This window comes from Alloyangia pacifica (assembly GCF_020524285.1).
In the GTDB taxonomy this organism is placed as follows: Bacteria; Pseudomonadota; Alphaproteobacteria; order Rhodobacterales; family Rhodobacteraceae; genus Salipiger; species Salipiger pacificus_B.
In genome coordinates, this window is record NZ_JAIVKX010000002.1 from 442,945 (window position 1) to 467,929 (window position 24,985).

Consider the following 24,985-nt stretch of genomic DNA (forward strand, 5'->3'; position numbering starts at 1 on the left):
ATCTCCGCGCGGCGCCGTCCTCCCCTCGGCACCTGTTGCGCGGCCTTTCCTGCTGATCATTGCCTGTGCGTCTGCAGCAAAAACCTAGACGCGATTTTCGCCATGGCAAAAAACTATCCTGCAAGGCCATGAAGTTGTTAGCGCAACCCCATGGGAACAGGGAGTGTTAGCGTTAGCGCCATTATTTACATCTGCGGTGCCCCTGCTATAGCTCGTCGCGAACCCATTCCTTTGCGAGGGACCCATGAGCATCATCATCGACATTCACGCCCGCGAAATCCTCGACAGCCGCGGCAACCCCACCGTCGAGGTCGACGTCACGCTGGAAGACGGCACCATGGGCCGCGCCGCGGTGCCCTCGGGTGCCTCCACCGGCGTGCACGAGGCCGTCGAGAAGCGCGACGGCGACAAGGCGCGCTACATGGGCAAGGGCGTGCTCGAGGCCGTGGCCGCGGTGAACGGCGAGATCGCCGAGACCATCGTCGGCTTCGACGCCACCGAGCAGCTGGCCATCGACATGGCGATGATCGAGCTCGACGGCACCGACAACAAGGGCCGCCTTGGCGCCAACGCCATCCTCGGCGTGTCGCTCGCGGTGGCCAAGGCCGCGGCGGACTTCACCGGCCAGCCGCTCTATCGCTACGTTGGCGGCACCTCGGCCCGCGTCCTGCCGGTGCCGATGATGAACATCATCAACGGCGGCGAGCATGCGGACAACCCGATCGACATCCAGGAATTCATGATCATGCCGGTCTCGGCGGCGAACATCCGCGAGGCCGTACGCATGGGCTCCGAGGTGTTCCACACGCTGAAGAAGGAGCTTTCGGCGGCGGGCATGTCCACCGGCCTCGGCGACGAGGGCGGTTTCGCGCCCGAGCTCGGCGGCACCCGCGAGGCGCTGGACTTCATCCTCAAGTCGATCGAGAAGGCCGGCTACAAGCCCGGCGAGGACATCTACCTCGCGCTCGACTGCGCCTCGACCGAATACTTCAAGGACGGCAAGTACGAGATGAAGGGCGAGGGCCTCTCGCTCACCTCCGCCGAGAACGTCGACTACCTCGCCAAGCTCTGCGCCGACTACCCGATCATCTCGATCGAGGACGGCTGTGCCGAGGATGACTGGGACGGCTGGAAGCTGCTCACCGAGAAGCTCGGCGACACGGTCCAGCTGGTCGGCGACGACCTCTTCGTGACCAACCCCGAGCGTCTCGCCATGGGCATCGAGCAGGGCGTCGCCAACTCCATGCTGGTGAAGGTCAACCAGATCGGCTCGCTGTCGGAGACTCTGAAGGCCGTCGATATGGCGCACCGCGCGCGCTACACCAACGTGATGTCGCACCGCTCGGGTGAGACCGAGGACGCCACCATCGCCGACCTCGCCGTCGCCACCAACTGCGGCCAGATCAAGACCGGCTCGCTGGCGCGCTCGGACCGGCTCGCGAAATACAACCAGCTGATCCGCATTGAGGAGATGCTGGACGAGGCGGCGGAATACGCCGGCCGCTCGATCCTCAAGCGCTGATCTGCGCGCCTTTGAGACGACGAAGGGCGGGGAATTTCCCCGCCCTTTTAATTTGAGCTGCCCTGCGGTGCGTCTTGTCTTTCCGAACACGCATGACACCCGCGTCTCCGGCACCCCTGCGCCCGAGTTCCGCGCGGCCCACTGGAAGAATGCCCGCAGGAAGGATTCAGGGGCTCTGCCCCCAAGGCGCTGCGCGCCGCTCCTCCGGGATCATTGGGCCTAGACGAAATTCAGGAGCCCGCCTTGTCCTCGACCGCCTCGGCCAATGCCTCGGCGCGGGCGGCCAGTTCGGCCATGGCCTCGGTGAGGCTGCGCGGGATCACCGGCACCTCGACGCGCTCCGCCTCGGGCGGCGGCGCGTCGCGCAGCGCCCGCACCTCGGAGGCCATGGCGGCCATTCGCTCCTCGGACTCGCGCAGCCGGTCCTCGGTCTCGCGCAGGCGATCCTCGAGCCCGGCGGTCTTGTCGGCCAGCATCAGCCCCGCCATCAGCAGCATGCGCGCCTCGGGCATGCGGCCGATCTGGCCGACCAGCACCTGCGCCTCGCCATCCAGCATCCGCGCCGCGGCCTGGAGATATTGTTCCTCACCCTGCTGGCAGGCGACCTCGAAGCTGCGGCCGCCGATCAGGATCTCGACTTCGATCTGCGACATCACAGGTCCTCCGATGTGGTGGCGGCCAGCGCCGGGGCCAGCCCGGCGAGCAGCGCGCGGGCCTCGGCCTCTTCGACGCCGCGCGCGGCGCGCAGCGATTCAAGCTCGGCCAGCATGGCCTGGTTGACCAGATGCGGCTCTCCGAGCCCGGCCTCGAGCGCGGCGCGCATCTCGGCCTGCGAGCGCATCAGCATGTCGTTGGCCTGCCGCAGGCGCTGCAGCTCGCCATCGAGCGCGGCCAGGGCGCCCTGCTGCTCCGCCAACTGCGCCGCGAGCGCCTCGCCGTCCGGGGCGGCGGTCGGCGCGGACTCGAGCTGTGCATGCAGTTGCCGGACCCGCTCCTCGAGCTGGGCATTGGCCATGCGTTCCTCTTCCAGCGCCGTGGCGATCTCGCTCTCGGCCTCCGCCTCGGTGCCCATGGGCGCCTGTCCCAGCGCCTCGACCCCCGTGGAGATGCGGTCGAATGCGCGCGTGATGCGTGAGTGCAGCTCGTCGATCTGGCTCATCCTGCGTCCCTTGTTCCTTGCCTCGTTCCGAGTGCTCTTGTTCCGGCGTTTCTCTCCGGCGTCTTCGGTCCGGTCGGTTCCCGCCGCGGCCCCGCGCCAAGGCGCGTCACGGCCCGCATCCGTTTGCCGGAGACCTATACCAAAGAGTCCGGAAAGGCGAATCAATGCACCCGGGTCAGCGAAAAGGATAACAAGCGTGCCGGGAAATTGCTCGCCATATGTTCCAAGGCCTTATGGCGCGAGCTTCATCCTGCGCATGACTGGTTTATCCCACTGCGCTTGAACTTATCGGCAGCGCTGCTATTGAGCCCGATGACAGGCTTCCGGCAAGAGGACAAAGCCCCGTGGACATTTCTGCACTCAAAGCCAAGAACCCCGACCACTGGACCCGCGCCTGCGCCATCCGTGCGCTGACGCTGGACGCGGTCACGGCTGCAAACTCCGGCCACTCCGGCATGCCCATCGGCATGGCCGACGTGGCCACCGTGCTTTACTCCAAGCACCTGAAATTCGACGCCAAGAACCCGAAGTGGGCGGACCGCGACCGGTTCATCCTCTCCGCCGGCCACGGCTCGATGCTGCTCTACTCGCTGCTCTATCTTGCCGGCGACGAGCAGATCACCCTCGACGAGGTGAAGAACTTCCGCCAGTGGGGCGCCCGCACCGCCGGCCACCCGGAGAACTTCCACGCCGACGCCATCGAGACCACCACCGGTCCGCTCGGCCAAGGCATCGCCACCGCCGTCGGCTTCGCCATGGGGGAAGAGATCCTGCGTGCCCGCTTCGGCAAGAAGGTCGTGGACCACCACACCTACGTCATCGCCGGCGACGGCTGCCTGATGGAGGGCGTGAGCCAGGAGGCGATCACCCTCGCCGGCCGCTACGGCCTCGGCAAACTCGTCGTGTTCTGGGACAACAACGGCATCACCATCGACGGCAAGGTCGAACTGTCGGACAAGACCGACCAGGTGAGCCGCTTCCGGTCCGCGGGCTGGGAGGTCATCGAGATCGACGGCCATGACCCCGAAGAGATCGACGCGGCCATCACGGCGGCGAAGAAGAGCGCGCAGCCGACGATGATCGCCTGCAAGACGCACATCGCCCTCGGCCACGCCGCGCAGGACACCTCCAAGGGTCACGGCGCGCTGACCAATGCCGAGCAGAACACCGCCGCCAAGGAGAACTGGGGCTGGGTCTACGGCCCGTTCGAGGTTCCCGCCGAGGTGAAGAGCTGGTGGGAAGAGGTCGGCAGCCGCGGCGCCGCCGATCGCGCCGAGTGGGAAGAGTGTTTTGCCGCCCTTTCGGACAGCCGCCAGAAGGAATTCACCCGCCAGCAGGACGGCGATGCGCCGAAGAAGCTCTCGGCGGTGATCCGCGCGCTGAAGAAGCAGATCTCGGAGGAAGGCCCCAAGGTCGCCACCCGCAAGAGCTCGGAAATGGTGCTCGAGGTGGTCAACCCGATCATGCCCGAGACCGTCGGCGGCTCGGCCGACCTCACCGGCTCGAACAACACCAAGACCGGTGACCTGGGCGTCTTCGACGTGGACAGCCGCAAGGGCCGCTACGTCTACTGGGGCATTCGCGAGCACGGCATGGCCGCGGCGATGAACGGCATGGCGCTGCACGGCGGCCTGCGCCCCTACGGCGGCACCTTCATGGCCTTCACCGACTACGCGCGCCCCTCGATGCGCCTTGCCGCGCTGATGCAGATCCCGACGGTCTTCGTGATGACCCACGACTCCATCGGCCTCGGCGAAGACGGCCCGACGCACCAGCCGGTCGAGCACCTGGCGATCAGCCGCGCGACGCCGAACACCCTGGTGTTCCGCCCGGCCGACACCGTCGAGACCGCGGAAGCCTGGGAAGTGGCGCTGACGCAGAAGGGTACGCCCTCGGTGCTGTCGCTGACCCGCCAGAACCTGCCGACCGTGCGCCGCGAGCACAAGACCTCCAACCTCACCTCGAAGGGCGCCTACGTGCTCGCAGAGGCCGAGGGCAAGCGCCAGGTGATCCTGATCGCCACCGGCTCCGAGGTCGAGATCGCGCTGGCCGCGCGCGACGCGCTGCAGGCCGAGGGCATCGGCACCCGCGTCGTCTCCATGCCCTGCATGGAGCTCTTCGCGCAGCAGGAGGAAAGCTACCGCAAGCGCGTGCTGCCTGCCGGCCCCGTGCGCGTCGGCATCGAGGCGGCGACCCGTCTCGGCGGCTGGGACCGCTGGCTGCTCGGCGAGCGCGGCCGCGAGGCCAAGCAGGCGTTTGTGGGCATGGACAGCTTCGGCGCCTCGGCCCCGGCAGATGTGCTCTACGAGAAGTTCGGCATCACCGCGGCAAACGTGGTCGAGAAGGCCAAGGGCCTGCTCTGATCGGAGGCCGGGAGGGGGCGCTGCCCCCTCGCTCCGCGGGCTCACCCCCGGCGTGTTTCCAAAGAGAAGAATGACAAAGGGCGCCTCTCGCGGGGCGCCCTTTCTCGTTGTTGCAGGGGCGGCCGGCGGCGCTCAGTGCGCCGCCGTCTTGCTGCCGCCGAAGAGCGGCAGCACCAGCTTCGTCACGATCGGCACGAGGATCATGCCCCAGATCACGCCGAGGATTCCGTCGCAGACCGCGGTGACGATCCACAGCGCGGCGGGCTGCAGCTCTTCCGAGACCATATGCGCCGCGGCCTCGGCGACGTGGTGGATGGTCTCTTCGGGCATGTGCCAGCCCATCTGCGCCAGCGAGTGCACGAGGATCGAGCCGCCGACCCAGAGCATCGCCACGGTGCCCACGGTCGAGAGCAGCCACATCACCACCGGCATCGCCTTGACGATGCTCCGCCCGAGCGCCCGGGTCACCCCCAGGCGGCCGACGCGCGTGAGCCAGAGACCGATGTCATCCATCTTCACGATCAGCGCCACGGCGCCGTAGACCAGCGCGGTGATGCCGACGCCGACGAGCCCCAGCGCGATCGCCTTGATCCACACCTCGGAGACCTCGATGGCCGAAAGCGAGATGGTCATGATCTCGGCCGACAGGATGAAGTCGGTCTTGATCGCGCCCTTCACCTTCTGCTCCTCGAGGTGCATCGGATCGCCCTTCTCCACCTGCTGCTCCGGGCCGCTCTTCTCGTGGCCGGGTTTCAGCACGTGCAGCACCTTCTCGGCGCCCTCGAAGCACAGGAAGGAGCCGCCGGCGATCAGCAGCGGCGGCAGCAGCCAGGGGGCAAACGACGAGAGCAGCAGCGCCAGCGGCAACAGGATCACCACCTTGTTGAACACCGAGCTCCGGGCGATCCGCCAGATGATCGGCAGTTCGCGCCTGGCCTCGAAGCCATGCAGGTATTTCGGCGTCACCGCCGCGTCGTCGATCACCACGCCCGCGGCCTTGGAGCCGGCCTTGGCGGCGCTGGCCGAGATGTCATCGACCGAGGCGGCCGCCACCTTGGCGATTCCCGCCACGTCGTCGAGAAGCGCGAGAAGTCCGCTCATGTTCTGCTCCGTCTTGTTCTGGGCCCAAGGTAATGCGCGGCGCGCGATGAGCAAGACACCAGCCTGCCGTCGCGGCACTGCCCAACCTTATGCGCTATCACTGAGTCATGTTAGCGCACGCAGCATAGTTTATCGCTAACATATTGCAATTCTTGCACTTTTCGCGTTGCCGCGATGGCACACCTCTGTATACGAAGAGGAAACTTCCGTCCCAGAGACATCATCCTGACCAGGAGACCGCTCCATGACCGTGACCGTCGGCATCAATGGATTCGGCCGCATTGGCCGCTGCACCCTCGCCCATATCGCCGAGAGCGCGCGCAACGACGTGCAGGTGGTGAAGATCAACGCCACCGGCCCGCTCGAGACCGCCGCCCACTTGCTGCGCTACGACAGCGTGCACGGCCGCTTCGGTGGCGAGGTGCGGGTCAACGGCTCGACCATGGACATCGGCCGCGGCCCGATGGAGATGATGTCGACCTACGACATGACGGAACTGGACTGGACCGGCTGCGACGTCGTGCTGGAATGCACCGGCAACTTCAACGACGGCGACAAGGCGGTGCAGCACATCCACCAGGGTGCGAAGTCGGTGCTGATCTCGGCCCCCGCGAAGAACGTGCAAAAGACCATCGTCTACGGCGTCAACCACCGCGAGCTGGAGAAGGGTCACACGATGATCTCCAACGGCTCGTGCACCACCAACGCGCTGGCGCCGCTGGCCAAGGTGCTCGACGAGGCGATCGGCATCGAGAGCGGCATCATGACGACGATCCACTCCTACACCGGCGACCAGCCGACGCTGGACCGCCGCCACAAGGATCTCTACCGCGCCCGCGCCGCCGCCATGGCGATGATCCCCACCTCCACCGGCGCCGCGAAGGCGCTCGGCGAGGTGCTGCCGAACCTGCGCGGCAAGCTCGACGGCTCGTCGATCCGCGTGCCGACGCCGAACGTCTCGGCGGTGGACCTGACCTTCCAGGCCGGCAAGGACGTGACCGTCGCCGACGTGAACGAGATCATCCGCGAAGCCGCCGCCGGCCGTATGGGCTCGGTGCTGGCCTACGACCCGGAGCCCAAGGTTTCGGTCGACTTCAACCACACCACGCACAGCTCGATCTTCGCGCCGGACCAGACCAAGGTCATCGGCCGCACCGTGCGCGTGCTGGCCTGGTACGACAACGAATGGGGCTTCTCCGCCCGCATGGCCGATGTCGCCGCCGAACTGGGACGCACCCTGCACTGAGCGCAGCGGACCACCTGATATGCGAAGGGCGGCCTCACGGGGCCGCCCTTCTGCATTTCAGTGCTCGATTTATGCGCCCCTACCGTCGCAGGTAATGGGAGTCGCGCTTCAAGTAGCGCACACACGTCAGACCTTGCGCAGCGCCAGCACCGCGTTCAGCCCACCGAAGGCGAAGGCGTTCGACAGCACCACCGAGACATCCGCCTCGCGTGCCTCGTTGGGCACCACGTCGAGCGCGCATTCTGCGTCGAACTCCTCGTGGTTGATGGTGGGTGCGATCACCCCGTCGCGCAGCGCCATGATGCAGGCTAGCAGCTCGACCGCGCCGGTGCCGCCGATGCAATGGCCGTGCATGGACTTGGTCGCGGAGATCATCAGCCGGTCGGCCTGCGGCCCCATGGCGTCTGCCACGGCGGCGCATTCGGTCTTGTCGTTGGCGGCGGTGCCGGTGCCATGCGCGTTGATGTAGCCCACCTCGTCGCGGTCGATCCGCCCGTCGCGCAGCGCACCCGAGATCGCCCGCGCAGCCCCCTGCTTGGACGGCATGACGATGTCCGCCGCATCCGAGGTCATGGCAAAACCCACCACCTCTGCGAGAATTTCGGCGCCGCGCCCCTTGGCGTGGTCGTAGTCCTCGAAGACGTAGACGCCCGCGCCTTCGCCCTGCACCATGCCGTTGCGGTTGGCCGAGAACGGGCGGCAGGCATCCTTGGACATCACCCGCAGACCTTCCCAGGCCTTCACCCCGCCGAAGCAGAGCATCGACTCCGAACCGCCGGTGATCATCGCCGGGCAGGCGCCGGAGCGGACCATCTGGAAGGCCAGCCCCATGGCGTGGTTCGAGCTGGCGCAGGCGGTGGCGACGGTGAAGGTCGGGCCGCGCAGGTTGAATTCCATGCTGACATGGCTGGCGGCGGCGTTGTTCATCAGCTTCGGCACGACGAAGGGGTGAACACGGTTCTTGCCCTCCTCGTAGACCGAGCGGTAATTCTCGTCCTGCGTGGTGAGACCGCCGCCCGAGGTGCCCAGCACCACGCCGGAGCGGTCGGCCAGATCGCCGTGGAACTCCAGCCCGGCTTGCGCGATGGCCTCGCGCGCCGCGATCAGCGCGAACTGGGTGAAGCGGTCGTAAAGCGCGAGCTGTTGGCGGTTGAAGGTCTCTTCCGGCTCGTAGCCCTTGACCTGCCCGCCGATGCGGATGGCCAGGCGCTCGACGTCGCGAAACTCCAGCTCCCCGATGCCACAGCGCCCTTCGCGCATGGCCTCGAATGTCGCAGGCACGCCGCGCCCCAGCGCGTTGATCGTGCCTGCGCCCGTAATGACGACCCGTTTCACGCGGCCTGCTCGGCCACCAGCTTCTCGATCCCGGCGACGATGCTCGCCACCGAGGAGATGTCGAAATCGCTCTGTTCGGGTTCGTTGGCGTTGAACGGAACCGAGATGTCGAAGGCTTCCTCGATGGCAAAGATGCTCTCGACGAGACCAAGGCTGTCGATCCCCAGGTCCTCGAGCGTGCTTTCCATCGTCACGTCCGAGGGCTCGAGCACGGCCTGTTCGGCGATGATCTCGATGACCTTGTCCTTTACACTCATGGTGCGGCGCTCCCCATTATCGTCGCAGCTTCGGCGTCAGGGTCGGCTTACTCATTCCCCGTGAGCTTGGAAACAGATTTCTTGAGTTCCGCGACTTCTTTGAAGAGCCGTGGCAATCTGCGCAAACCCTTGTAAGTCTCGACGTGGCTTTCCATTTTCATCGCCGGATAGCCCAGCATCACGCGCCCGGCGGGGACGTTCGACAGCACCTTCGTGCCGCCGCCGGTGATCACGTTGTCGCCGATGAAGATATTGTCCGACACGCCCGTCTGACCGGCCAGAACCACGTTGTTGCCGATCCGGGTCGAGCCGGCGATCCCGCAGCAGCCGCAGATCAGTGTGTTGTCGCCGACCACTACGTTGTGGCCGATCATCACGAGGCTGTCGATCTTGGTGCCATTGCCGATGCGCGTGTCGCGCACCGAGCCGCGGTCGATGCTCGCATTGGCGCCGACCTCGCAGTCATCCCCGATGGTTACCGCACCGAGCGAGTGGATCCGTGCCCATTGCTGCGCTTGCTGCGTGCCCTCCTCGCCGAGGCTGGCGCGGGCCTTCTCGACGCCCGAGACCTCGGGGGTGACATAGCTGAAGCCGTCACCGCCGATCGAGCAATTGAACTGCGCGAAGAACCGCTGCCCGATGGTGCAACGCGCGCCGATGCGCACGCCGGAATTGATCAGGGCGTCCTCGCCGATGGTCGCATCCTCGCCGATGAAGACCTGCGGACCGATCACCGAGCGGGCGCCGATTTTGGCGCGCGCGCCGATCACGGTGAAGGCGGCAACGCTCACGCCCTCGCCCAGGTCGGCGGTCGGGTCGATGCTGGCGGTCGGGTGGATGCCGGTGCCGTAGCCGTTGCCGCGGTCGAGCATGGCCGAGAGGCCCGAGAGCGCGTGGCGGGGGCGCGGCGCGAGAATGGCGGCCTGAAGCCCCATTTCCTGCCAGTCGGCGCCGTTCCAGAGCATGGCGGCGCGCGCCTTGCCCTCGCCGATCTGCGCGGCGAATTCGGGCTTCATGGCGAGCGCAAGCTGGTCTGCTCCGGCATGGGCCGGTTCGGCGACCGAGGAAATCTCGATCCCGACGTCGCCTTCGGCCCTCAGGCCGAGCGCGGCGGCGATCTGAGCGATGGAATGGCTGTGTACGGTGCTGTCTAGGGACATGGGGTCCTCCGGGATGCTCTCCCGGAGGATTTAACTCGGCCCGCCCGCCAGTACCACCCCTGCGGCATTCAGCGCGTCCCAGATCCGCGCGTCGCGGCCGTAGACGTCGGCGCGGTACTCCATCTCGCCCTTCGGCGTGGTGAAGGCGGTGCGGTAGATCAGGTGCACCGGCACCGGCTGATCGAGGTTCACCCGCGTCTCGCGCCCGGTGTTCAGCTTGGACTGGAAGAAGCTCACCGGATCGGAGGTCTGACGCGCCAACAGCGTATAGGCGAAATCATGCGGGTCGCTGAGCCGGACGCAGCCGTGCGAGAAGGTGCGCTGCGTGCGGTCGAAGAGCGATTTCGACGGCGTGTCATGCAGGTAGATGTTGTACTTGTTCGGGAACATGAATTTCACCGTCCCTAGCGCGTTGCGCGGCCCCGGCGGCTGGCGCATGGCAAAGGGGAAGCTCGAGGCGCTGTACTGCGAGAAGCCGTTCGACCGGCTCACCACGCGTCCCTGACGGTCGGTGATCTCCAGGTGCCCCGCGGCGCCCGGGTTCTGGCGCAGCAGCGGCAGGTATTCCTTCACCACGATAGAGCGCGGCACGTACCAGGTCGGGTTGATGACCATGTGGTTCATCTCATCCGAGAATTCGGGCGTGCGGCGATCGCTCTCCTGCGAGCCGACCACCGAGCGGGTCTCGAAGGTGACCTTGCCGTCGTCGATGATCTTGGCGTGGAAGTCGGTGAGGTTGACGGTGATGTGCCGCGCCCCGAGCCCGCCGGGCAGGTTGAGCCAGCGCTCCCGCTCCATCGCCACGAGCACCGATTTCAGCCGGTCCTCGGCAGAGATGTTGAGCTGGCTGAGCGTGCTGGAGCCCGCCACCCCGTCGACCGCGAGGCCGTGGCTCTCTTGGAAGCGCATCACGGCGCTGCGTAGGGTGTCGTCATAGCTCGCCGAGAGCGTCGGCTTTAGGTAGCCCATGGCGATCAGCCGGTCGCGCAGCACTACCACGTCGCCGCCGCTCTGCCCCTGCTCGAGCTTGGCGGTGCGCACGGTCGGCCCCCAGCCGCCACGGGCGACGATCTTCTCGAGCTTGAGCTTGGCACGCAGCAGCCGTGCGTATTCATCCGAAGCGGGCGCGAGGTGCTGCAGCACCTGGTAGGGATCGCTGGCGGCCAGCACCTCGAGCAGGATCTTCGGATCGCGCCGCGGCGCCTCGCGCTTGATGCCGTCGTCGACGTCATGCGGGGTCAGCACGCCGCTCTGCAGGTCGCGGGCGAATTGCAGGAAGGTGCGGCTGATCTCGACCTCGAGTTCGCCACGGGCGCGCTCGCCCTCGACATGGCGCATCTTGCGGATCAGCCCGTCGACATCGTAGCGCTGCGCCGGCAGCCCGTGCACCTGGGCCGTGCCGAGCGCCTCGATCAGCGCGGCGCGGCGCAGGCCGGAGGTCTCGTCCGAGCCGGTCCAGATCGGGGCGAATCCCCGCATCCGGTAGAACTCCGCGAGCCCTTTCGTATCGAGCAGATTCTCGGCGACAGCCTGCTTGTAGGCGGTCAAAGACAGGTCCTGGGCCTTTGCAGCGCCCAATGGAAGGGCACACAGCGCCCCTGCCAGAACGAGTGCCGCGAGACCACTTCCACGCCGGAGATTTCGCATTTTACCCATGTCGACCTGTTACTTTCCGCATTCGTGCCTGTAAGCGATTTTCTGGTGCAGCGATGGGGCTTGTCTACACACAATCGCGCGCGATCTCCGAGTTTTCCGCACCTGATACGCCAATGCACAGGCCCCACCGAGGTTCCCGCCTGCTGCAACACTGCTTCTCGGTGTCTGCGCAAAATTTCGCCGATTTCGCAGGGGAACCCACTAGGGGTTGGAGAATATTCTTCATCGTTAAATGTTCCTGTGCCATAAAAGCCGCACATCTGGGGGAAAGATGGTAGGTCCGTCCAACGAGGCGGAACAAACAGGCACAGCGACTAAACGGGACAGGCGCTTCACATGACAAACAAAACTGCAAGCTGCATTTCGCGGCGTGGCCTCCTTGGCGCGTTCGCGGCAACCGTCGTCACGGCAGCACCGACTTACGCGAGCGCGGCGGGTTTTCTTAAAGGTGCAGGCGACGTCCGGAGACTCCGGGCCTACTCCGCCCGCACCGGCGAAACGCTCAACATGATCTACTGGATCGAAGGGGAATACATCCCCGATGCGCTGAAGGAGATTTCCTACTTCATGCGCGACTGGCGCACCAATGATGTCAAGAACATCGACGCGCGCACCATCGACATCATGACGGCCGCCCACAACCTCATGGACGTGAGCGAGCCCTACATGCTGATCTCGGGCTACCGCTGCCCGAAAACCAACGCGATGCTCCGGGCCCGGTCCTCGGGGGTTGCCAAGAACTCGCGTCACCTCAAGGGCGAAGCGGCCGACCTGCGGCTCAACTCCCGCTCGGTGAACCAGATGGCCCGCGCCGCGGCCTCCTGCAACGCAGGCGGCGTCGGACGCTACTCCAGCTCCAACTTCGTGCACATGGATTGCGGCCCGGTCCGCAGCTGGGGCAGCTGAGCCGGGCTTTTCGGTTTTTTGTGTGACAGGGGCGCCCACCGGGCGCCCTTTGTCTTTTATGCGGGTGCCTTTGCGACCGGTCCTTTCAGGGCCGGTCTTTTCGACCGCGCCATATTCGGGGGCGCCGCCCCCGACGCCTGCGGCGTCTCCCCCGGGATATTTCTGCCTAAGAGAAATGGCTTAGGTCGTAATTTCCCGCAGGGCCCGCCATTCGGCAAGGGCGGCGTTGTCGTCGGGTGACGACGATGTGCCCGGCGCCGCGGAGGACGTGCCGGCGGCGAGACCGGCGACGATCTCGCGCTGGAAATCCTGCCCCTTGGCCTGGTGGCGCGCGCCGAAATAGAAGCTGACGATGGCGCCGAGCAGCCACCACAGCGGCTCGGGCACCAGCGCCAGTCCCTCCATGCGCGCCGAGAACCACGCCGGGTCGACCATTGCGCTGCCCAGCAGGCCCAGCGTGCCGAAGGCCAAGGCCGGGCGCGGCAGGCGATTGAGCCCGTCGATCAGCCGGTCGAAGCCGCCGCGGCGCGCCGTGCCAAATTCACGCGCAAATTGTTCCAGGGCCGCCGCGCGGAGCGCCGCATCGCGCCCCGACGACGCTTCGGCGTTCTCGCGGAACACTTCGGCGGTTTCGCGGATCACATTGCCGCCCTGCCCAAAGAGCACCGAAAACAGCCGGTCGATCAGCCCCATGCCGCCACCCTCGCCCGGAACTGCGCCTCGGTCAGGTGGAATCGCGGCGAGACGAAGCTCTCGGCCCGGCGGATCCAGCCGCCCTTGCCGCCGGCGCGGCTGCGCGCGAACTTGCGGCTGGCGGGGCGGCGGTCGGCCAATGCGAAATAGTAGTTCCGGCGCGCGATGCCGTAGGCGTCAGCGATATGGTCCGGGGCGGCATCCGCGGCCCGGCGCGCCGCGGCGAGGGTCTGCGGACCGATCACCCCGTCCACCGCAACCGCTTCGCCCATGTCGCAAAGCAGCCGCTGCAGCAGCCGCACCGCCCCGGCCCCGGCGTTGACGTACATGTCGAAGACCGAGGGCTGCAGCACCTCGGGCAGCGCGCCGATGCGCGGCGCGTGGAAATAATCTCGCAGGAAGATCGCCGCCGCATCGCTTTCGGTCAGGCGGCTCAGGTCGGCCCTGTCGACATCGCCATCGCCGTCGAGATCGCTCCCGACCCGCTGCAGCGTGCCGAGGGTGACGCCGTGGTTGGTTGCCCCGCCCGGATCGTCCGGGTCATCGACGTAGCCGCCCTCGCGGGCGACGATCTCCTGCGCCATGCGGCGCACCCGTGCCTCTTCCGTCATCTGCTCCCCCTTCGCCGGGTTTCCCGAGCCCCCATGCTCTGCCACAAGGGGTAAGCGGAGTTTTATCGCGGCGTTCGGAGGGTGATGTGCAAGCGGACATGACGGCGGAAGAGATCATCGACCTGCTCGGCCTCGCGCCTCATCCCGAAGGCGGGCACTACCGGCAGAGCTGGATCGCGGAGGCCGAGGGCGATGGGCGGCCCGCGGGCACCTGCATCTACTTCCTGCTCAAGCGGGGCGAGTGCAGCCATTGGCACAAGGTCGACGCGGCAGAGATCTGGCACCACTACGCCGGGGCGCCGCTGCAGCTCTCGACCGCCGAAAGCGACGCTGGCCCGAGGCGGGATCACTTGCTGGGGCCTGACCTTGCGTCGGGCGCGCGTCCGCAGCTGATCGTTCCCGAAGGGCATTGGCAGGCGGCCCGCAGCCTCGGCGACTGGACGCTGGTGGGCTGCACCGTCTCTCCGGCCTTCCGCTTCGAGGGGTTCGAACTGGCCGCGCCGGGCTTCGACATTCCCTAGGCGCTTCCCTCGAATGCAGAAAGGCCGGGGCGTGCTGCCCCGGCCTTCCCCGGTATCTCTACCTGTGTCTCTGGAAGAGACTTAGTTCATCGGGCCTTCGTCGATGTCTTCAAGGCTCTCCAGCTCTTCGGCGGTCATGTTGGTGACCACGGAGTAGGAGCCATCGTCGATCGGCACGAACTTGGCGTTGTCGATCTCGAGCAGCACGTGCTTGTCGCCGATGTCGAGGAAGCCGCCAACCTCGGCCACGATGCCGCGGAACGAGCCGTCGGCGTTGAGCACGATGTCTTCGATCTCGCCGACGTTGTCCCAGTCTTCCGAGACGGTGTCGTAGGTCATGCCTTCGTCCCAGTCGCCGGCTTCACCGTCGGCGTCGAGGGCGTAGACTGCGCCGCCGGTGATGTCGCGGGTGCGGATCAGGCCGTCGGGCGAGTTGTTGAACATGCCGTCAACCGAAGCGGCCATCTCGCCGGCTTCCTGCTGCATCTCGTCGCCGGCCTGGGCCATCTCGTCGCCCATTTCGTCGGCTTCTTGCTTCATCTCGTCGCCGGCTTCGGCCATCGCGTCACCCGCCTCGTCGAGCGCCTGCTCGCCTTCGGCCACGGCTTCGTTGGTCTCATTGGCGATCGCGTCGCCGGTGTTTTCCATTGCCTGCTCGGCGTTCTCCATGGCGGCGTCGGCGTTCTGCTGCGCGGCGTCCATGTTGTGGTTGTCCGCATAGGCGGCGGTGCCAGCGGTCAGGGCGATGATGGCGGCGGTGGTGGTCAGACGTTTCATGATGTCTCCTCCTTGGGAAGTCGTCGTCTTGTCTGCCCTCACAACACGCGGGGCGCGGCCCTGTTCCGGCCGCGCCCCAAAATTAATCTCTTTGAAAACTTGGAACTTTCTCAGACATTCCGCTGCGCGAATGCGATCAGACGGCGCGTCGAGCCATCCTTGTCCTCGGCGCTTTGCTGGCCCGATACGATCGGCCCCAGCGCCGTCGCCAGCTCCTTGCCGAGTTCCACACCCCACTGGTCGTAGGAGTTGATATCGAGGATCACCCCCTCGACGAAGACCCGGTGCTCGTAGAGCGCGACGATCATCCCAAGCGTGCGCGGATCGAGCAGCGGGTAGACCAGCGTGGTCGACGGCCGGTTGCCCGGGAACACGCGGTGCCTGGCCTGACGCTCCAGTTCCGCGCCCTCGAACTTGCCCGCCACCTTGCCGCGCGCCTCATCGAGATCGCGGCCGCGCATCAGCGCCTCGGACTGGGCGAAGCAATTGGCCAGCAGCAGCTCGTGGTGATGGCGCAGGCTCGGCTCGTGGCTGCGCGCGCCGACCATGAACTCGCAGGGGATGACCCGCGTGCCCTGGTGGATCAGCTGGTAGAAGGCATGCTGTCCATTGGTGCCGGGCTCGCCCCAGACCACCGGGCCGCTGTCGAAACCCAGCGTCTCGCCGTCCATCGCCACCGACTTGCCGTTGCTCTCCATTTCAAGCTGCTGGAGGTAGGCGGGCAGCCGGGCGAGGCGGTTCTCGTAGGGCAGCACGGCGCGGGTGGCATGGCCCAGCACCTGGTTGTGCCACATGCCCACCAGCGCCAGCAGCACCGGCATGTTGGACTCGAGCGGGGCGGTGCGGAAATGGCTGTCCATCGCCTGACCGCCGCTCAGGAAGGCGCGGAAGTTCTCCGGCCCCACGGCGATCATCATCGACAGGCCGATCGGCCCCCACATGGAATAGCGCCCGCCGACCCAATCCTCGAAGCCGAAGACGCGGGACGCCGGAATGCCCCATTCGCCCGCCTTCTCGGCGTTGGACGAGAGCGCGACGAACTTGCCATCGCTCGAAACACCCTTCTCTTCGAGCCAGTCCCAGGCGGTGCGCGCGTTGGTCATGGTCTCGATGGTGGTGAAGGTCTTCGAGGCGATGATGAAGAGCGTCGTCTCGGGGTCGCATTGCTTCAGCGCATCGGCGATATCCGCGCCGTCGACGTTCGACACGAAGTGGCAGCGCGGCCCGTCGTGGTAGGGCGTCAGCGCGATGGTGCCCATCTTCGGGCCCAGATCCGAGCCGCCGATGCCGATGTTGACCACGTCGGTGATCTGCGAGCCGCGCACTTCGGCGGCCAGCGCCTCCATGCGGCTCAGGGTGTCGAGCACCTCGGGCATCACGTCGCTGCCGTCCACCTCGACCGGCGTGCCGGCGAGGTTGCGCAGCGCGGTGTGCAGCACCGCCCTGCCCTCGGTCTCGTTGATCTTGTCGCCGCCGAACATCGCCTCGCGCCGCGCCTCGACGTCTGCGCCGCGCGCCACGGTCAGCAGCGCCTCCAGCACCTCGGCGTCGATCTGCGTTTTCGAATAGTCGAAGAGCATCCCCTCGGCCTCGACCGAGAAGCTGTCCGCCCGCGCGGCATCCGCGGCGAAGAGCGCGTCGATACGGCGGCCCTCGCGCGCGGCGGCGAGGCGTTTCAGGTCATCCCACATGGAGCTTCGTCCCCTGTTGATCCGTTGCAAGCGATAGCGTCACTCGGCCCAGTGCACCACCGCCTGATCGAGCACCGCGTTGATCGGCGCCTCCTGCGGCGACAGCCCCTTGGCCTTTTCCAGCGCCTCGCGCTTCTCCGTGCCGAAGATCAGCACGTGCTTGCTCAGCGCCCCGTCGAGCACCGGCGCGGTCAGCGTGACGCGCGGCTCGGGCGCGCCGGGCGCGCGCATCGGCAGCAGGATCGGCGCATCGGCGGAGAGCGCTTCCTCCAGCCGGTCGGCACCGGGGAAGATCGAGGCGGTGTGCAGGTCGGCCCCCATGCCCAGCAGCACCACGCCGAGCGGCAGCGACGGGCGGATCGCCTCGGCCAGTTCCTCGAGCTTCTCCTCGGGGGTGCCCGCCTCGGAATAGAGCGGCAGCAGCCGCGCCGCCGCGGCCTTGCCGGTCAGCAGGCGTTCGCGCAGCAGACGGGTGTTGGAGCGTTCCGAGGTCTCGGGCACCCAGCGCTCATCGCCGAGCAGCACGTCGACCCGGTCCCAGTCGAGCGAGGTGGCGCTGAGCGCGTCGAAGATCGGGCCCGGCGACGTGCCGCCGGGCACCGCCAGCGACACGCGGTCGGAATGGCCGAGCTGCGCGCGCAGCTCGCCGGCGATCATGTTGGCGAGGTCGATCGCCAGCATCTCGCGGTCGGGATAGTCGCGGAATTCGTAGCTCATGTCTTGATCCCCCGCCAGCGGCGGCCGTCCTTGTTGATCAGGAAGGCGGCGTCATCCGGCCCGGTGCTGCCCGCGTCATAGGGCTTGGGGTGATCGCCGCGGCGCTCCCAGCCCTCGATCAGCGGGTCGGTCCAGGCCCAGGCGGCCTCGACCTCGTCGCCGCGCATGAACAGCGTCTGGTTGCCGCGGATCACGTCCATGATGAGCCGCTCGTAGGCGTCGGGCGCATCCTCGGCGTCCGGCCCCAGCGCTTCGGCGAAGGACATGTCGAGCGGCACGTCGACAAGGCGCATGCCGCCCGGCCCCGGCTCCTTGATGGTCACGCCCAGCGTCATGCCCTCGTTCGGCTGCAGGCGGATGGACAGCATGTTGCGATGCCGCCCGGCGTCCATCCCGAAGATCGAATGCGGCGCATCCTTGAACACCACGGCGATCTCGGAGGCCTGCGCCGAGAGCCTTTTACCCGTCCGCAGATAAAACGGGGTATTCGCCCACCGCCAGTTCGAGATGTAGCATTTCATCGCGATGAAGCTCTCGGTCCGCGAGGCCGGGTTCTCCACATCCTCGCGGTAGGAATTGACTTCGCCATCCGAGGTGTACTGGCCGCGCACGATGCTGTCGGGATCGACCGGATCGAGCGCGCGGATTACCTTGAGCTTCTCGTCGCGCACCGCGTCGGGCTCGAAGCGCGCGGGCGGCTCCATGGCGATCAGACACAAGAGCTGCATCAGGTGGTTCTGCACCATGTCACGCATCGCGCCGGACTTGTCGTAGTAGCTGCCGCGCCCGCCGACGCCGACGGTTTCGGCCACGGTGATCTGGATATGATCGACGTATTGCGCGTTCCACAGCGGCTCGAACAGCATGTTGCCAAAGCGCACAGCCATGAGGTTCTGCACCGTCTCCTTCCCGAGGTAGTGGTCGATGCGGTAGATCTGCGTTTCCTCGAAGTGCCGCGCCAGCTCGGCGTTGAGCGCGCGGGCCGACTCGAGGTTGTGGCCGAAGGGTTTCTCGACCACGATCCGCACGTCGGGATTGGTCAGCCCGTGGCTGCGCAGCTGCTCGGCGAGGTCGCCGAAGAGGCTCGGCCCCACCGAGAAGTAGAAGGCGCGCACCACGTCTTCATCGTCGCGCAGCGCCTCCTGCAGCTCGCCCCAGCCACTCTCGCCGCGGGCATCCACCGCGACGTAGCCGAGCAGACCGAGGAACTCCTCGAGCGCCGCCTCGTCGCATTTGGCCTTGCTGAATTCGTGGATCGCCTCGCGCACCATGTCTCGGTACTCGTCCACCGAGATCTCGGAGCGGGCCGCCCCAATGACGCGCGAGCCCGCAGGCATCTGCCCCGAGCAATAGCGGCGGAACAGGCCGGGCAGGATCTTGCGGCGGGCAAGATCGCCGGTGCCCCCAAAAATGACCAGGTCGAAAGGATCGACGGGAATGACGCGGGAAACCATCTCGGGCCTGTCTCCGATTCTTGTACTGTGGCGGTTAGCGCTAACCGCGGCCTGCGTACCGCATTGCTGCGCGCGAGTCTAACATCCTGCGGCAGCGCGGCAATGCCGGGCGCAAGATCGGGCGCAAGATAAAGGCCGCAGGTCACCAGCAGGTAACCATTCGCCGAAGCCCGAGACGCTGCTTGAACCGCCCGACCGCCCGTGCGACGCAAGGACAGGACAAAATCACGGCAACAAGACCGCGACTTCAGCGCGGGACAGACGGGGCGGGCCATGGCACGACGCATCATCATCGACACAGACCCCGGGCAGGACGACGCGGTGGCCATTCTTCTCGCCCTCGCCTCGCCCGAAATCGAGGTGCTGGGGCTCACCGCCGTCGCCGGGAACGTGCCGCTGCAGCTCACCGCGCGCAACGCCCGCATGGTCTGCGAGCTGGCGGGCCGCACCGATATCCCGGTCTTTGCCGGCTGCGACGGCCCGCTGCAGCGCAAGCTGGTCACCGCCGAGCACGTGCACGGCAAGACCGGCCTCGACGGACCCGAGCTGCCCGAACCGACCATGGCGCTGCAGGAGGCGCATGCGGTCGACTTCATCATCGACACGCTCCGAGCCGAACCCGCGGGCACCGTCACCCTCTGCCCGCTCGGCCCGCTGACCAATATCGCCACCGCCTTCCGCCGCGCCCCGGACATCGTGGAGCGCGTGCAGGAAATCGTGCTGATGGGCGGCGCCTACTTCGAGGTCGGCAATTATACCCCCGCCGCTGAGTTCAACATCTACGTCGACCCCGAGGCCGCCTCCGAGGTCTTCGGCTCCGGCGTCCCGCTGGTGGTCATGCCGCTCGACGTAACGCACAAGGCGCTGGTGACCAAGCCGCGCAACGAGGCGATCCGCGCGCTCGGCACGCCAGTGGGCCACGCCGTGGCCGAGATGACCGATTTCTTCGAGCGCTTCGACCTGGAGAAATACGGCTCCGAGGGCGCCCCGCTGCACGATCCCTGCGTCACCGCCTATCTGCTCGCCCCCGAGATCTTCTCGGGCCGGCACATCAACGTCGAGATCGAGACCGCCTCCGAGCTGACGCTCGGCATGACCGTCGCCGACTGGTGGGGCGTTTCGGGCCGGGCCCCCAACGCCACCTTCATCGGCGATCTCGATTCCGACGCCTTCTTCACCCTGCTCACCGAAAGGCTGGCCAAGCTATGAAATCCCTTCACCTCGCCGGCTCCGACGATCTCGAACGGTTGCTCCCCATGGTCGCCAGCTTCGAGGCCGAGCGCCAGCGCGTGCCCGACGAGGCGCTGCTGACCGCGGCGCTGACGCCTCTGCTCGAGGGCGCGCCGCAGGGCGCGGCCTGGCTGATCGGCCCCCGCAAGGCGCCGGTGGGCTACGTGGTGGTCAGCTTCGGCTGGTCGCTGGAAAGCGGCGGCATGACCGGGATGATCGACCAGATCTACATCCGCCCCGCGGTGCGCAGCCGCGGCATGGGCAGCGAAGCGCTGTTCCAGCTCACCCAGGCGCTGCGCCAGGGCGGCATCACGGCGCTGCAGATGGAGGTGGACCGCGACGACGAGCATCTGCAACGCTTCTGCCGCCGTGCCCGGCTGCAGGAGCGCGGCGCCACGCTGATGCGCTGCGCGCTCTGAGAGGCGGCGCAGGAGTCGTTTCTCGCGACAAATGGCGCCCCAACGGGCAACGCTCCCACGCGAGGACCGGTCGCGTCAGGCCGTGGCTGGTCCCAACAAGTCCAAGGATGAGCGAGCGCTGCACAACCGATGTCTGACGCACCGCCCGTGACCATCGCGGCCCCTCGGGGCTCTTATCTAAGTGGCAGGGGCGCTGCCCCTCTTGGCCTTCGGCCATTTCACCCCGGCGCACCTGGAAAGCGAAGAAACCGGCTTGCGATGCGGCGGGCTTCAGCGCTCCGGCAGCGGGATGAACTCGGCGTCATCGCCAGGCGGCAGGTGGAAGCGCCCATTCTGCCAGTCGCCGCGCCGCCAGGCCTCCTTGGCCTCCGCGATGCGCTCCTTCGAGGAAGCGACGAAGTTCCACCAGATGTAGCGCGGCCCGTTCAGCGTCTCGCCGCCCAGCACCATCACCCGCGCGCCCTGCCGCCCGGCCTTCAGCGACACCCGGTCGCCGGGGCGAAAGACCATCATCCGTCCAGCCTCGAAGACCGCGCCCGCCTGCTCCACCGCGCCCTCGACCACGTAGACGCCGCGGTCCTCGTGATCGTCGGGCAGCGGCAGCACCGCGCCCGGCTCTAGCAGCGCATCGGCGTAGAACATGTCGGAGAAGGTCTTCACCGGCGCGACCTCGCCCCAGGCGCGGCCGAGCACCAGCCGAACGGTCTTGCCCTCGCCCTGCATCACCGGCAGGTCCTCCGCCCCGGCGTGGACGAAATCGGCGGCGCCATCCTCGGCCTTCTCCGGCAAGGCGACCCAGGTCTGGATGCCGAGAAAGGGCATGGGGTCGGTCTGGCTGGCATCGTCGGTGCGCTCGGAATGGGTGATCCCGTGGCCCGCCACCATGAGGTTCACCGCGCCGGGCTCGATCCAGGCATCGGTGCCCAGAGAGTCGCGGTGATGCATCCGCCCGCGGAAGAGATAGGAGATCGTCGCCAGCCCGATATGCGGATGCGGCCGCACGTCCATGCCGCGGCTCGGCAGGAATTCCACCGGCCCCATCTGGTCGAAGAAGATGAACGGGCCGACCATCTGCCGCCGCGGCGCAGGCAGCGCGCGGCGGACCTCGAAGCCGCCGAGGTCGCGGGCGCGGGGCACGATCAGCGTGTCGATGGCATCCACCTCGTTGCCGGTCGGGCAATGCGGCTCCAGTGCAGGGTTCCAGCTCATGGCATGTCTCCTTTGCTTTGCCCGAAGGTAGTGCGGAACGGCCCCGTGCCCTACACCTTCGCGCGCGCCGATCCTGTGCGCCAGCGCAGCCCCGCTTCCCTTTCCCGCCGGCGCGCCTATGCTCGCGCCAGCGAGGGACCATGGCCATGCACGATCTTCTCACCACGCCGCAGCGCGCGCCCGCCGATTTCGCCGACTGGCAGGGGCTGCTATCGCTGATCCTCGGCAGCTTCGCCTACATGGACGGGCGCATCGACCCGCCCTCCTCGGCGCACCGCCTGACGCCGGAGAGCCTGCGTGCGCGGGGGCAGACTGAGCATCTCTACATCGCGGGATCGCCGCTGTCCGGCTGCGCCTTCTTCGCCGAGCAGCCCGATGCGCTCTACATCGGCAAGCTCGCCATCGCCCCCGAGGCGCAGGGCAAGGGGCTGGGCCGGGCCTTCCTGACGGAAGCGGAAACCCTCGCGCGCAACCTCGGCCTGCGCCGCCTGCGGCTTGAGACACGTATCGAGCTGACCGGGAACCACACCGCCTTTGCCCGCTTCGGTTTCGTCCGGACGGCAGAAAAGGCCCATGCGGGGTTCGACCGCCCCACCTCCATCACGATGGAAAAGCCGCTCTTTCCCTGAGCGCTCGGACTGCCTATCTGGTATAGCATGACCCTCTCGATCCCCTTCGACAACAGCTACGCCCGCCTGCCCGAGACCTTCCACGCGCGGCTCGATCCGGCCCGCGTCGCGGCTCCGGAGCTCATCGCCTTCAATACCGTGCTTGCCGAGGAACTTGGTGTCAGCGGCACGGACGATCCACTGCTTGCCGCGATCTTCGCCGGCAACATGCCGGCCGAGGGCGCCGAGCCGCTGGCGCAGATCTACGCCGGCCACCAGTTCGGCGGCTTCTCCCCGCAGCTCGGCGACGGCCGGGCGCTGCTCTTGGGCGAAGTGGTGGACCGCAACGGCCTCCGCCGCGACATCCAGCTCAAGGGCTCCGGCCCCACCCCCTTCTCGCGCCGCGGCGACGGCCGGGCGGCGCTCGGGCCGGTGCTGCGCGAATACGTACTGTCCGAGGCGATGCACGCGCTCGGTGTGCCGACCACCCGCGCGCTCGCCGCCGTGCGCACAGGCGAGGACGTCTACCGCGAGACCATCCTGCCCGGCGCGATCTTCACCCGCGTCGCCTCGAGCCACATCCGCGTCGGCACCTTCCAGCTTTTCGCCTCGCGCCAGCAATACGCCGAGTTGCAGCAGCTCTTCGAATACACCCGCGAGCGCCACTACCCCGAGGCCAAGACGCCCGGTGACCTCCTCGCCGCCGTCTGCCAGCGGCAGGCCGAGCTGGTGGCGCAATGGATGTCCCTGGGCTTCATCCACGGCGTGATGAACACCGACAATTGCACGCTCTCGGGCGAGACCATCGACTACGGCCCCTGCGCCTTCATGGACCAGTACCACCCCGACACGGTCTATTCCTCGATCGACCAGCACGGGCGCTATGCCTACCAGGCGCAGGCCGACATCATCGTGTGGAACATGGCGCAGCTCGCCACCGCCATGGTGCCGCTGGTGCAGGACCAGGAGGCGGCGGTGACGGAATTCACCGAGATCATCAACGCCATGCCCAACCTCATCCGGGGCGCCTGGCTCACCCGCTTCGGCGCCAAGCTCGGCCTTGCCGCACCGCAGCCCGAGGACGCGCGGCTGATCGCCGACCTGCTGCACCTGATGCAGACGGGCGGCTCGGATTTCACCAACACCTTCCGTGCCCTCGCCACCGGCTCGGCCCGAGACGAGATCACCGACCGCGCGGCCTACGAGCCCTGGCATGCCCGTTGGCAGGAACGCATCGCCTCCGAGGACGCGCCGGAGGCGCGGATGCGTGCGGCCAACCCCGCCTTCATCCCGCGCAACCACCGCGTCGAGCAGATGATCGCCGCGGCGATGCAGGGTGACGAGAGCCTCTTCCATCACCTCAATGCCGTGCTCTCCCGCCCCTACGACGACCAGCCTGAAGCAGAAGAACTGCGCCGCCCGCCACTGCCTTCGGAGGTCGTCCAGGCGACCTTCTGCGGCACCTGACGGGGCTGCCACAGACCGGGAAACCCTGCGAAAGCCGCGCAAATCCGCGCATCGCAGGTTTTTCCTTCCCCAACGTCATCGCATCCGGCAAGCTGACGGCGAACTCAACCTCGGCATGTACGCAGAAGGGAGCGGGAAGATGAGTCTCATGGGCACTCTGGCAAAGGTCGCCATCGGATATGCCGCCGCACGCGGCGTCGACCGTCTCTCGGGAGAGCAGGGTCTCGGCACGCTGATCGGCGGCAAGGCGCAGATCCCCGGGTCAGAACCCGGCACCTCGCTGCAGGCGCAGATGGGCAAGATGTTCGGCGGCAGCGGCAACCCTCTGAGCGCCATCATGGAGCAATTGCAGAAAAGCGGCTTCGGCTCGCTGCCGGGCATGGAACAGGCCGGACAGGCCGCCAGCACCGGGCTTGCCGGGATGCTCGCGGCAGCCGCCAAGGCGGCGAACATGGGCGGCAAGAACCTCGGCGACATGCTCGACAAGATGAGCGCCACCCAGGCCGCCCCCGAGGCCGAAAGCGCCGCCGGGCTGATGCTGCGCGCGATGATCCAGGCCGCCAAGGCGGATGGCGACATCGACGCCGCCGAGAAGGCCAAGCTGACCGACACGCTGGGCACCGATGCATCCGCCGAGGACATCGCCTTCCTCAAGGCGCAGCTCGCCGCGAAGGTCGATCCCGAGGCGCTGGCCAAGGACACGCCCGACGCGCAGAAGACCCAGGTCTATGCCGCCTCGCTGATGGCGATCACGGTGGACACGCCGAACGAGGCCGAATACCTTGACCGTCTCGCCAAGGCGATGGGGCTGCCGGAAACCGCGGTGAACGCGCTTCACATGCAGATGGGCCTGCAGCCGCTCTACGCCTGACACACGCGCCGG

Annotated in this window: 24 protein-coding genes; 10 read left to right on the forward strand and 14 right to left on the reverse strand. The window is 67.3% G+C overall.

Features of this window, described 5'->3' with window-relative positions; translation table 11 throughout:
• Window positions 1–244 precede the first annotated feature (244 nt).
• Window positions 245–1,522 (forward strand): phosphopyruvate hydratase, encoded by a 1,278-nt coding sequence (gene eno / locus LC039_RS02950; RefSeq protein ID WP_226621561.1) that lies wholly within the window; start codon window positions 245–247, stop codon window positions 1,520–1,522.
• Window positions 1,523–1,752: 230 nt separating this feature from the next.
• Here eno and LC039_RS02955 read toward each other — a convergent pair whose 3' ends face one another.
• Window positions 1,753–2,175: a cell division protein ZapA gene (locus tag LC039_RS02955; protein ID WP_226621562.1), complete on the reverse strand. Its 423-nt coding sequence runs from the start codon at window positions 2,173–2,175 to the stop codon at window positions 1,753–1,755.
• Window positions 2,175–2,681: a hypothetical protein gene (locus LC039_RS02960; protein ID WP_226621563.1), complete on the reverse strand. Its 507-nt coding sequence runs from the start codon at window positions 2,679–2,681 to the stop codon at window positions 2,175–2,177. Before LC039_RS02960 ends, LC039_RS02955 begins: the two co-directional genes overlap by 1 nt.
• 344 nt (window positions 2,682–3,025) lie before the next feature.
• Here LC039_RS02960 and tkt point away from each other — a divergent pair, with 344 nt between their 5' ends.
• Complete coding sequence (gene tkt, locus LC039_RS02965; protein ID WP_226621564.1) at window positions 3,026–5,044, forward strand: transketolase; 2,019 nt, start codon at window positions 3,026–3,028, stop codon at window positions 5,042–5,044.
• Window positions 5,045–5,176: 132 nt separating this feature from the next.
• Here the strand turns inward: tkt and LC039_RS02970 are convergent, their stop codons facing one another.
• Window positions 5,177–6,145: a DUF808 domain-containing protein gene (locus LC039_RS02970; RefSeq protein ID WP_226621565.1), complete on the reverse strand. Its 969-nt coding sequence runs from the start codon at window positions 6,143–6,145 to the stop codon at window positions 5,177–5,179.
• A 244-nt stretch (window positions 6,146–6,389) separates the two neighbouring features.
• Here LC039_RS02970 and gap point away from each other — a divergent pair, with 244 nt between their 5' ends.
• Window positions 6,390–7,391 (forward strand): type I glyceraldehyde-3-phosphate dehydrogenase, encoded by a 1,002-nt coding sequence (gap, locus tag LC039_RS02975; RefSeq protein WP_226621566.1) that lies wholly within the window; start codon window positions 6,390–6,392, stop codon window positions 7,389–7,391.
• A 126-nt stretch (window positions 7,392–7,517) separates the two neighbouring features.
• On the opposite strand, the gene LC039_RS02980 is transcribed toward gap, so the two are convergent.
• From LC039_RS02980 to LC039_RS02995, 4 genes are read right to left on the reverse strand one after another with little or no spacing between them, the layout of a single operon-like run.
• Window positions 7,518–8,726 (reverse strand): beta-ketoacyl-[acyl-carrier-protein] synthase family protein, encoded by a 1,209-nt coding sequence (locus LC039_RS02980; protein WP_226621567.1) that lies wholly within the window; start codon window positions 8,724–8,726, stop codon window positions 7,518–7,520.
• The gene (locus LC039_RS02985) at window positions 8,723–8,983 is read right to left on the reverse strand and encodes an acyl carrier protein (RefSeq protein WP_226621568.1); all 261 of its coding nucleotides are present in this window, start codon (window positions 8,981–8,983) and stop codon (window positions 8,723–8,725) included. The genes LC039_RS02980 and LC039_RS02985 overlap by 4 nt, the downstream gene beginning before the upstream one ends.
• 47 nt (window positions 8,984–9,030) lie before the next feature.
• Window positions 9,031–10,143: a UDP-3-O-(3-hydroxymyristoyl)glucosamine N-acyltransferase gene (gene lpxD, locus LC039_RS02990; RefSeq protein WP_226621569.1), complete on the reverse strand. Its 1,113-nt coding sequence runs from the start codon at window positions 10,141–10,143 to the stop codon at window positions 9,031–9,033.
• Between the two features lie 30 nt (window positions 10,144–10,173).
• Window positions 10,174–11,790, reverse strand: a complete 1,617-nt coding sequence (locus tag LC039_RS02995) for a L,D-transpeptidase family protein (protein WP_226621570.1) — start codon at window positions 11,788–11,790, stop codon at window positions 10,174–10,176.
• Between the two features lie 345 nt (window positions 11,791–12,135).
• On the opposite strand from LC039_RS02995, the gene LC039_RS03000 reads away from it, so the two are divergent.
• Window positions 12,136–12,705 (forward strand): YcbK family protein, encoded by a 570-nt coding sequence (locus LC039_RS03000; RefSeq protein WP_226621571.1) that lies wholly within the window; start codon window positions 12,136–12,138, stop codon window positions 12,703–12,705.
• A gap of 180 nt (window positions 12,706–12,885) precedes the next feature.
• Here LC039_RS03000 and LC039_RS03005 read toward each other — a convergent pair whose 3' ends face one another.
• On the reverse strand, window positions 12,886–13,398 hold the full coding sequence (locus tag LC039_RS03005) for a holin family protein (RefSeq protein WP_226621572.1): 513 nt from the start codon (window positions 13,396–13,398) through the stop codon (window positions 12,886–12,888).
• Window positions 13,389–14,009, reverse strand: a complete 621-nt coding sequence (locus LC039_RS03010) for a holin-associated N-acetylmuramidase (protein ID WP_226621573.1) — start codon at window positions 14,007–14,009, stop codon at window positions 13,389–13,391. The genes LC039_RS03005 and LC039_RS03010 overlap by 10 nt, the downstream gene beginning before the upstream one ends.
• Before the next feature lie 98 nt (window positions 14,010–14,107).
• Here LC039_RS03010 and LC039_RS03015 point away from each other — a divergent pair, with 98 nt between their 5' ends.
• Window positions 14,108–14,530: a cupin domain-containing protein gene (locus tag LC039_RS03015; protein ID WP_226621574.1), complete on the forward strand. Its 423-nt coding sequence runs from the start codon at window positions 14,108–14,110 to the stop codon at window positions 14,528–14,530.
• Between the two features lie 81 nt (window positions 14,531–14,611).
• Here the strand turns inward: LC039_RS03015 and LC039_RS03020 are convergent, their stop codons facing one another.
• The 4 genes from LC039_RS03020 to zwf all read right to left on the reverse strand — a co-directional run bounded on the left by LC039_RS03020 (window position 14,612) and on the right by zwf (window position 19,169).
• On the reverse strand, window positions 14,612–15,307 hold the full coding sequence (locus LC039_RS03020; protein WP_226621575.1) for a PRC-barrel domain-containing protein: 696 nt from the start codon (window positions 15,305–15,307) through the stop codon (window positions 14,612–14,614).
• 110 nt (window positions 15,308–15,417) lie between these two features.
• Window positions 15,418–17,019 carry a glucose-6-phosphate isomerase gene (gene pgi, locus LC039_RS03025; protein ID WP_319003704.1) on the reverse strand — a complete coding sequence of 534 codons (1,602 nt, stop codon included), beginning with the start codon at window positions 17,017–17,019 and terminating at the stop codon, window positions 15,418–15,420.
• A gap of 18 nt (window positions 17,020–17,037) precedes the next feature.
• On the reverse strand, window positions 17,038–17,715 hold the full coding sequence (gene pgl / locus LC039_RS03030; RefSeq protein ID WP_226621577.1) for a 6-phosphogluconolactonase: 678 nt from the start codon (window positions 17,713–17,715) through the stop codon (window positions 17,038–17,040).
• Window positions 17,712–19,169 (reverse strand): glucose-6-phosphate dehydrogenase, encoded by a 1,458-nt coding sequence (zwf, locus tag LC039_RS03035; RefSeq protein WP_226621578.1) that lies wholly within the window; start codon window positions 19,167–19,169, stop codon window positions 17,712–17,714. The genes pgl and zwf overlap by 4 nt, the downstream gene beginning before the upstream one ends.
• Before the next feature lie 273 nt (window positions 19,170–19,442).
• Between zwf and LC039_RS03040 the strand changes: the two genes are divergently transcribed.
• Window positions 19,443–20,378: a nucleoside hydrolase gene (locus LC039_RS03040; protein WP_226621579.1), complete on the forward strand. Its 936-nt coding sequence runs from the start codon at window positions 19,443–19,445 to the stop codon at window positions 20,376–20,378.
• Window positions 20,375–20,818 carry a GNAT family N-acetyltransferase gene (locus LC039_RS03045; protein WP_226621580.1) on the forward strand — a complete coding sequence of 148 codons (444 nt, stop codon included), beginning with the start codon at window positions 20,375–20,377 and terminating at the stop codon, window positions 20,816–20,818. The genes LC039_RS03040 and LC039_RS03045 overlap by 4 nt, the downstream gene beginning before the upstream one ends.
• Before the next feature lie 270 nt (window positions 20,819–21,088).
• On the opposite strand, the gene LC039_RS03050 is transcribed toward LC039_RS03045, so the two are convergent.
• Window positions 21,089–22,027, reverse strand: coding sequence for a pirin family protein (locus tag LC039_RS03050; RefSeq protein WP_226621581.1), 939 nt, complete (start codon window positions 22,025–22,027; stop codon window positions 21,089–21,091).
• A gap of 146 nt (window positions 22,028–22,173) precedes the next feature.
• On the opposite strand from LC039_RS03050, the gene LC039_RS03055 reads away from it, so the two are divergent.
• From LC039_RS03055 to LC039_RS03065, 3 genes are all read left to right on the forward strand, one after another.
• Entirely contained in the window at window positions 22,174–22,656 is a 483-nt protein-coding gene (locus LC039_RS03055) for a GNAT family N-acetyltransferase (protein ID WP_226621582.1), read from the forward strand.
• 27 nt (window positions 22,657–22,683) lie between these two features.
• On the forward strand, window positions 22,684–24,102 hold the full coding sequence (locus LC039_RS03060) for a protein adenylyltransferase SelO (protein ID WP_226621583.1): 1,419 nt from the start codon (window positions 22,684–22,686) through the stop codon (window positions 24,100–24,102).
• A gap of 148 nt (window positions 24,103–24,250) precedes the next feature.
• The gene (locus LC039_RS03065) at window positions 24,251–24,973 is read left to right on the forward strand and encodes a DUF533 domain-containing protein (protein ID WP_226621584.1); all 723 of its coding nucleotides are present in this window, start codon (window positions 24,251–24,253) and stop codon (window positions 24,971–24,973) included.
• The last annotated feature ends 12 nt before the right edge of the window (window positions 24,974–24,985 follow it).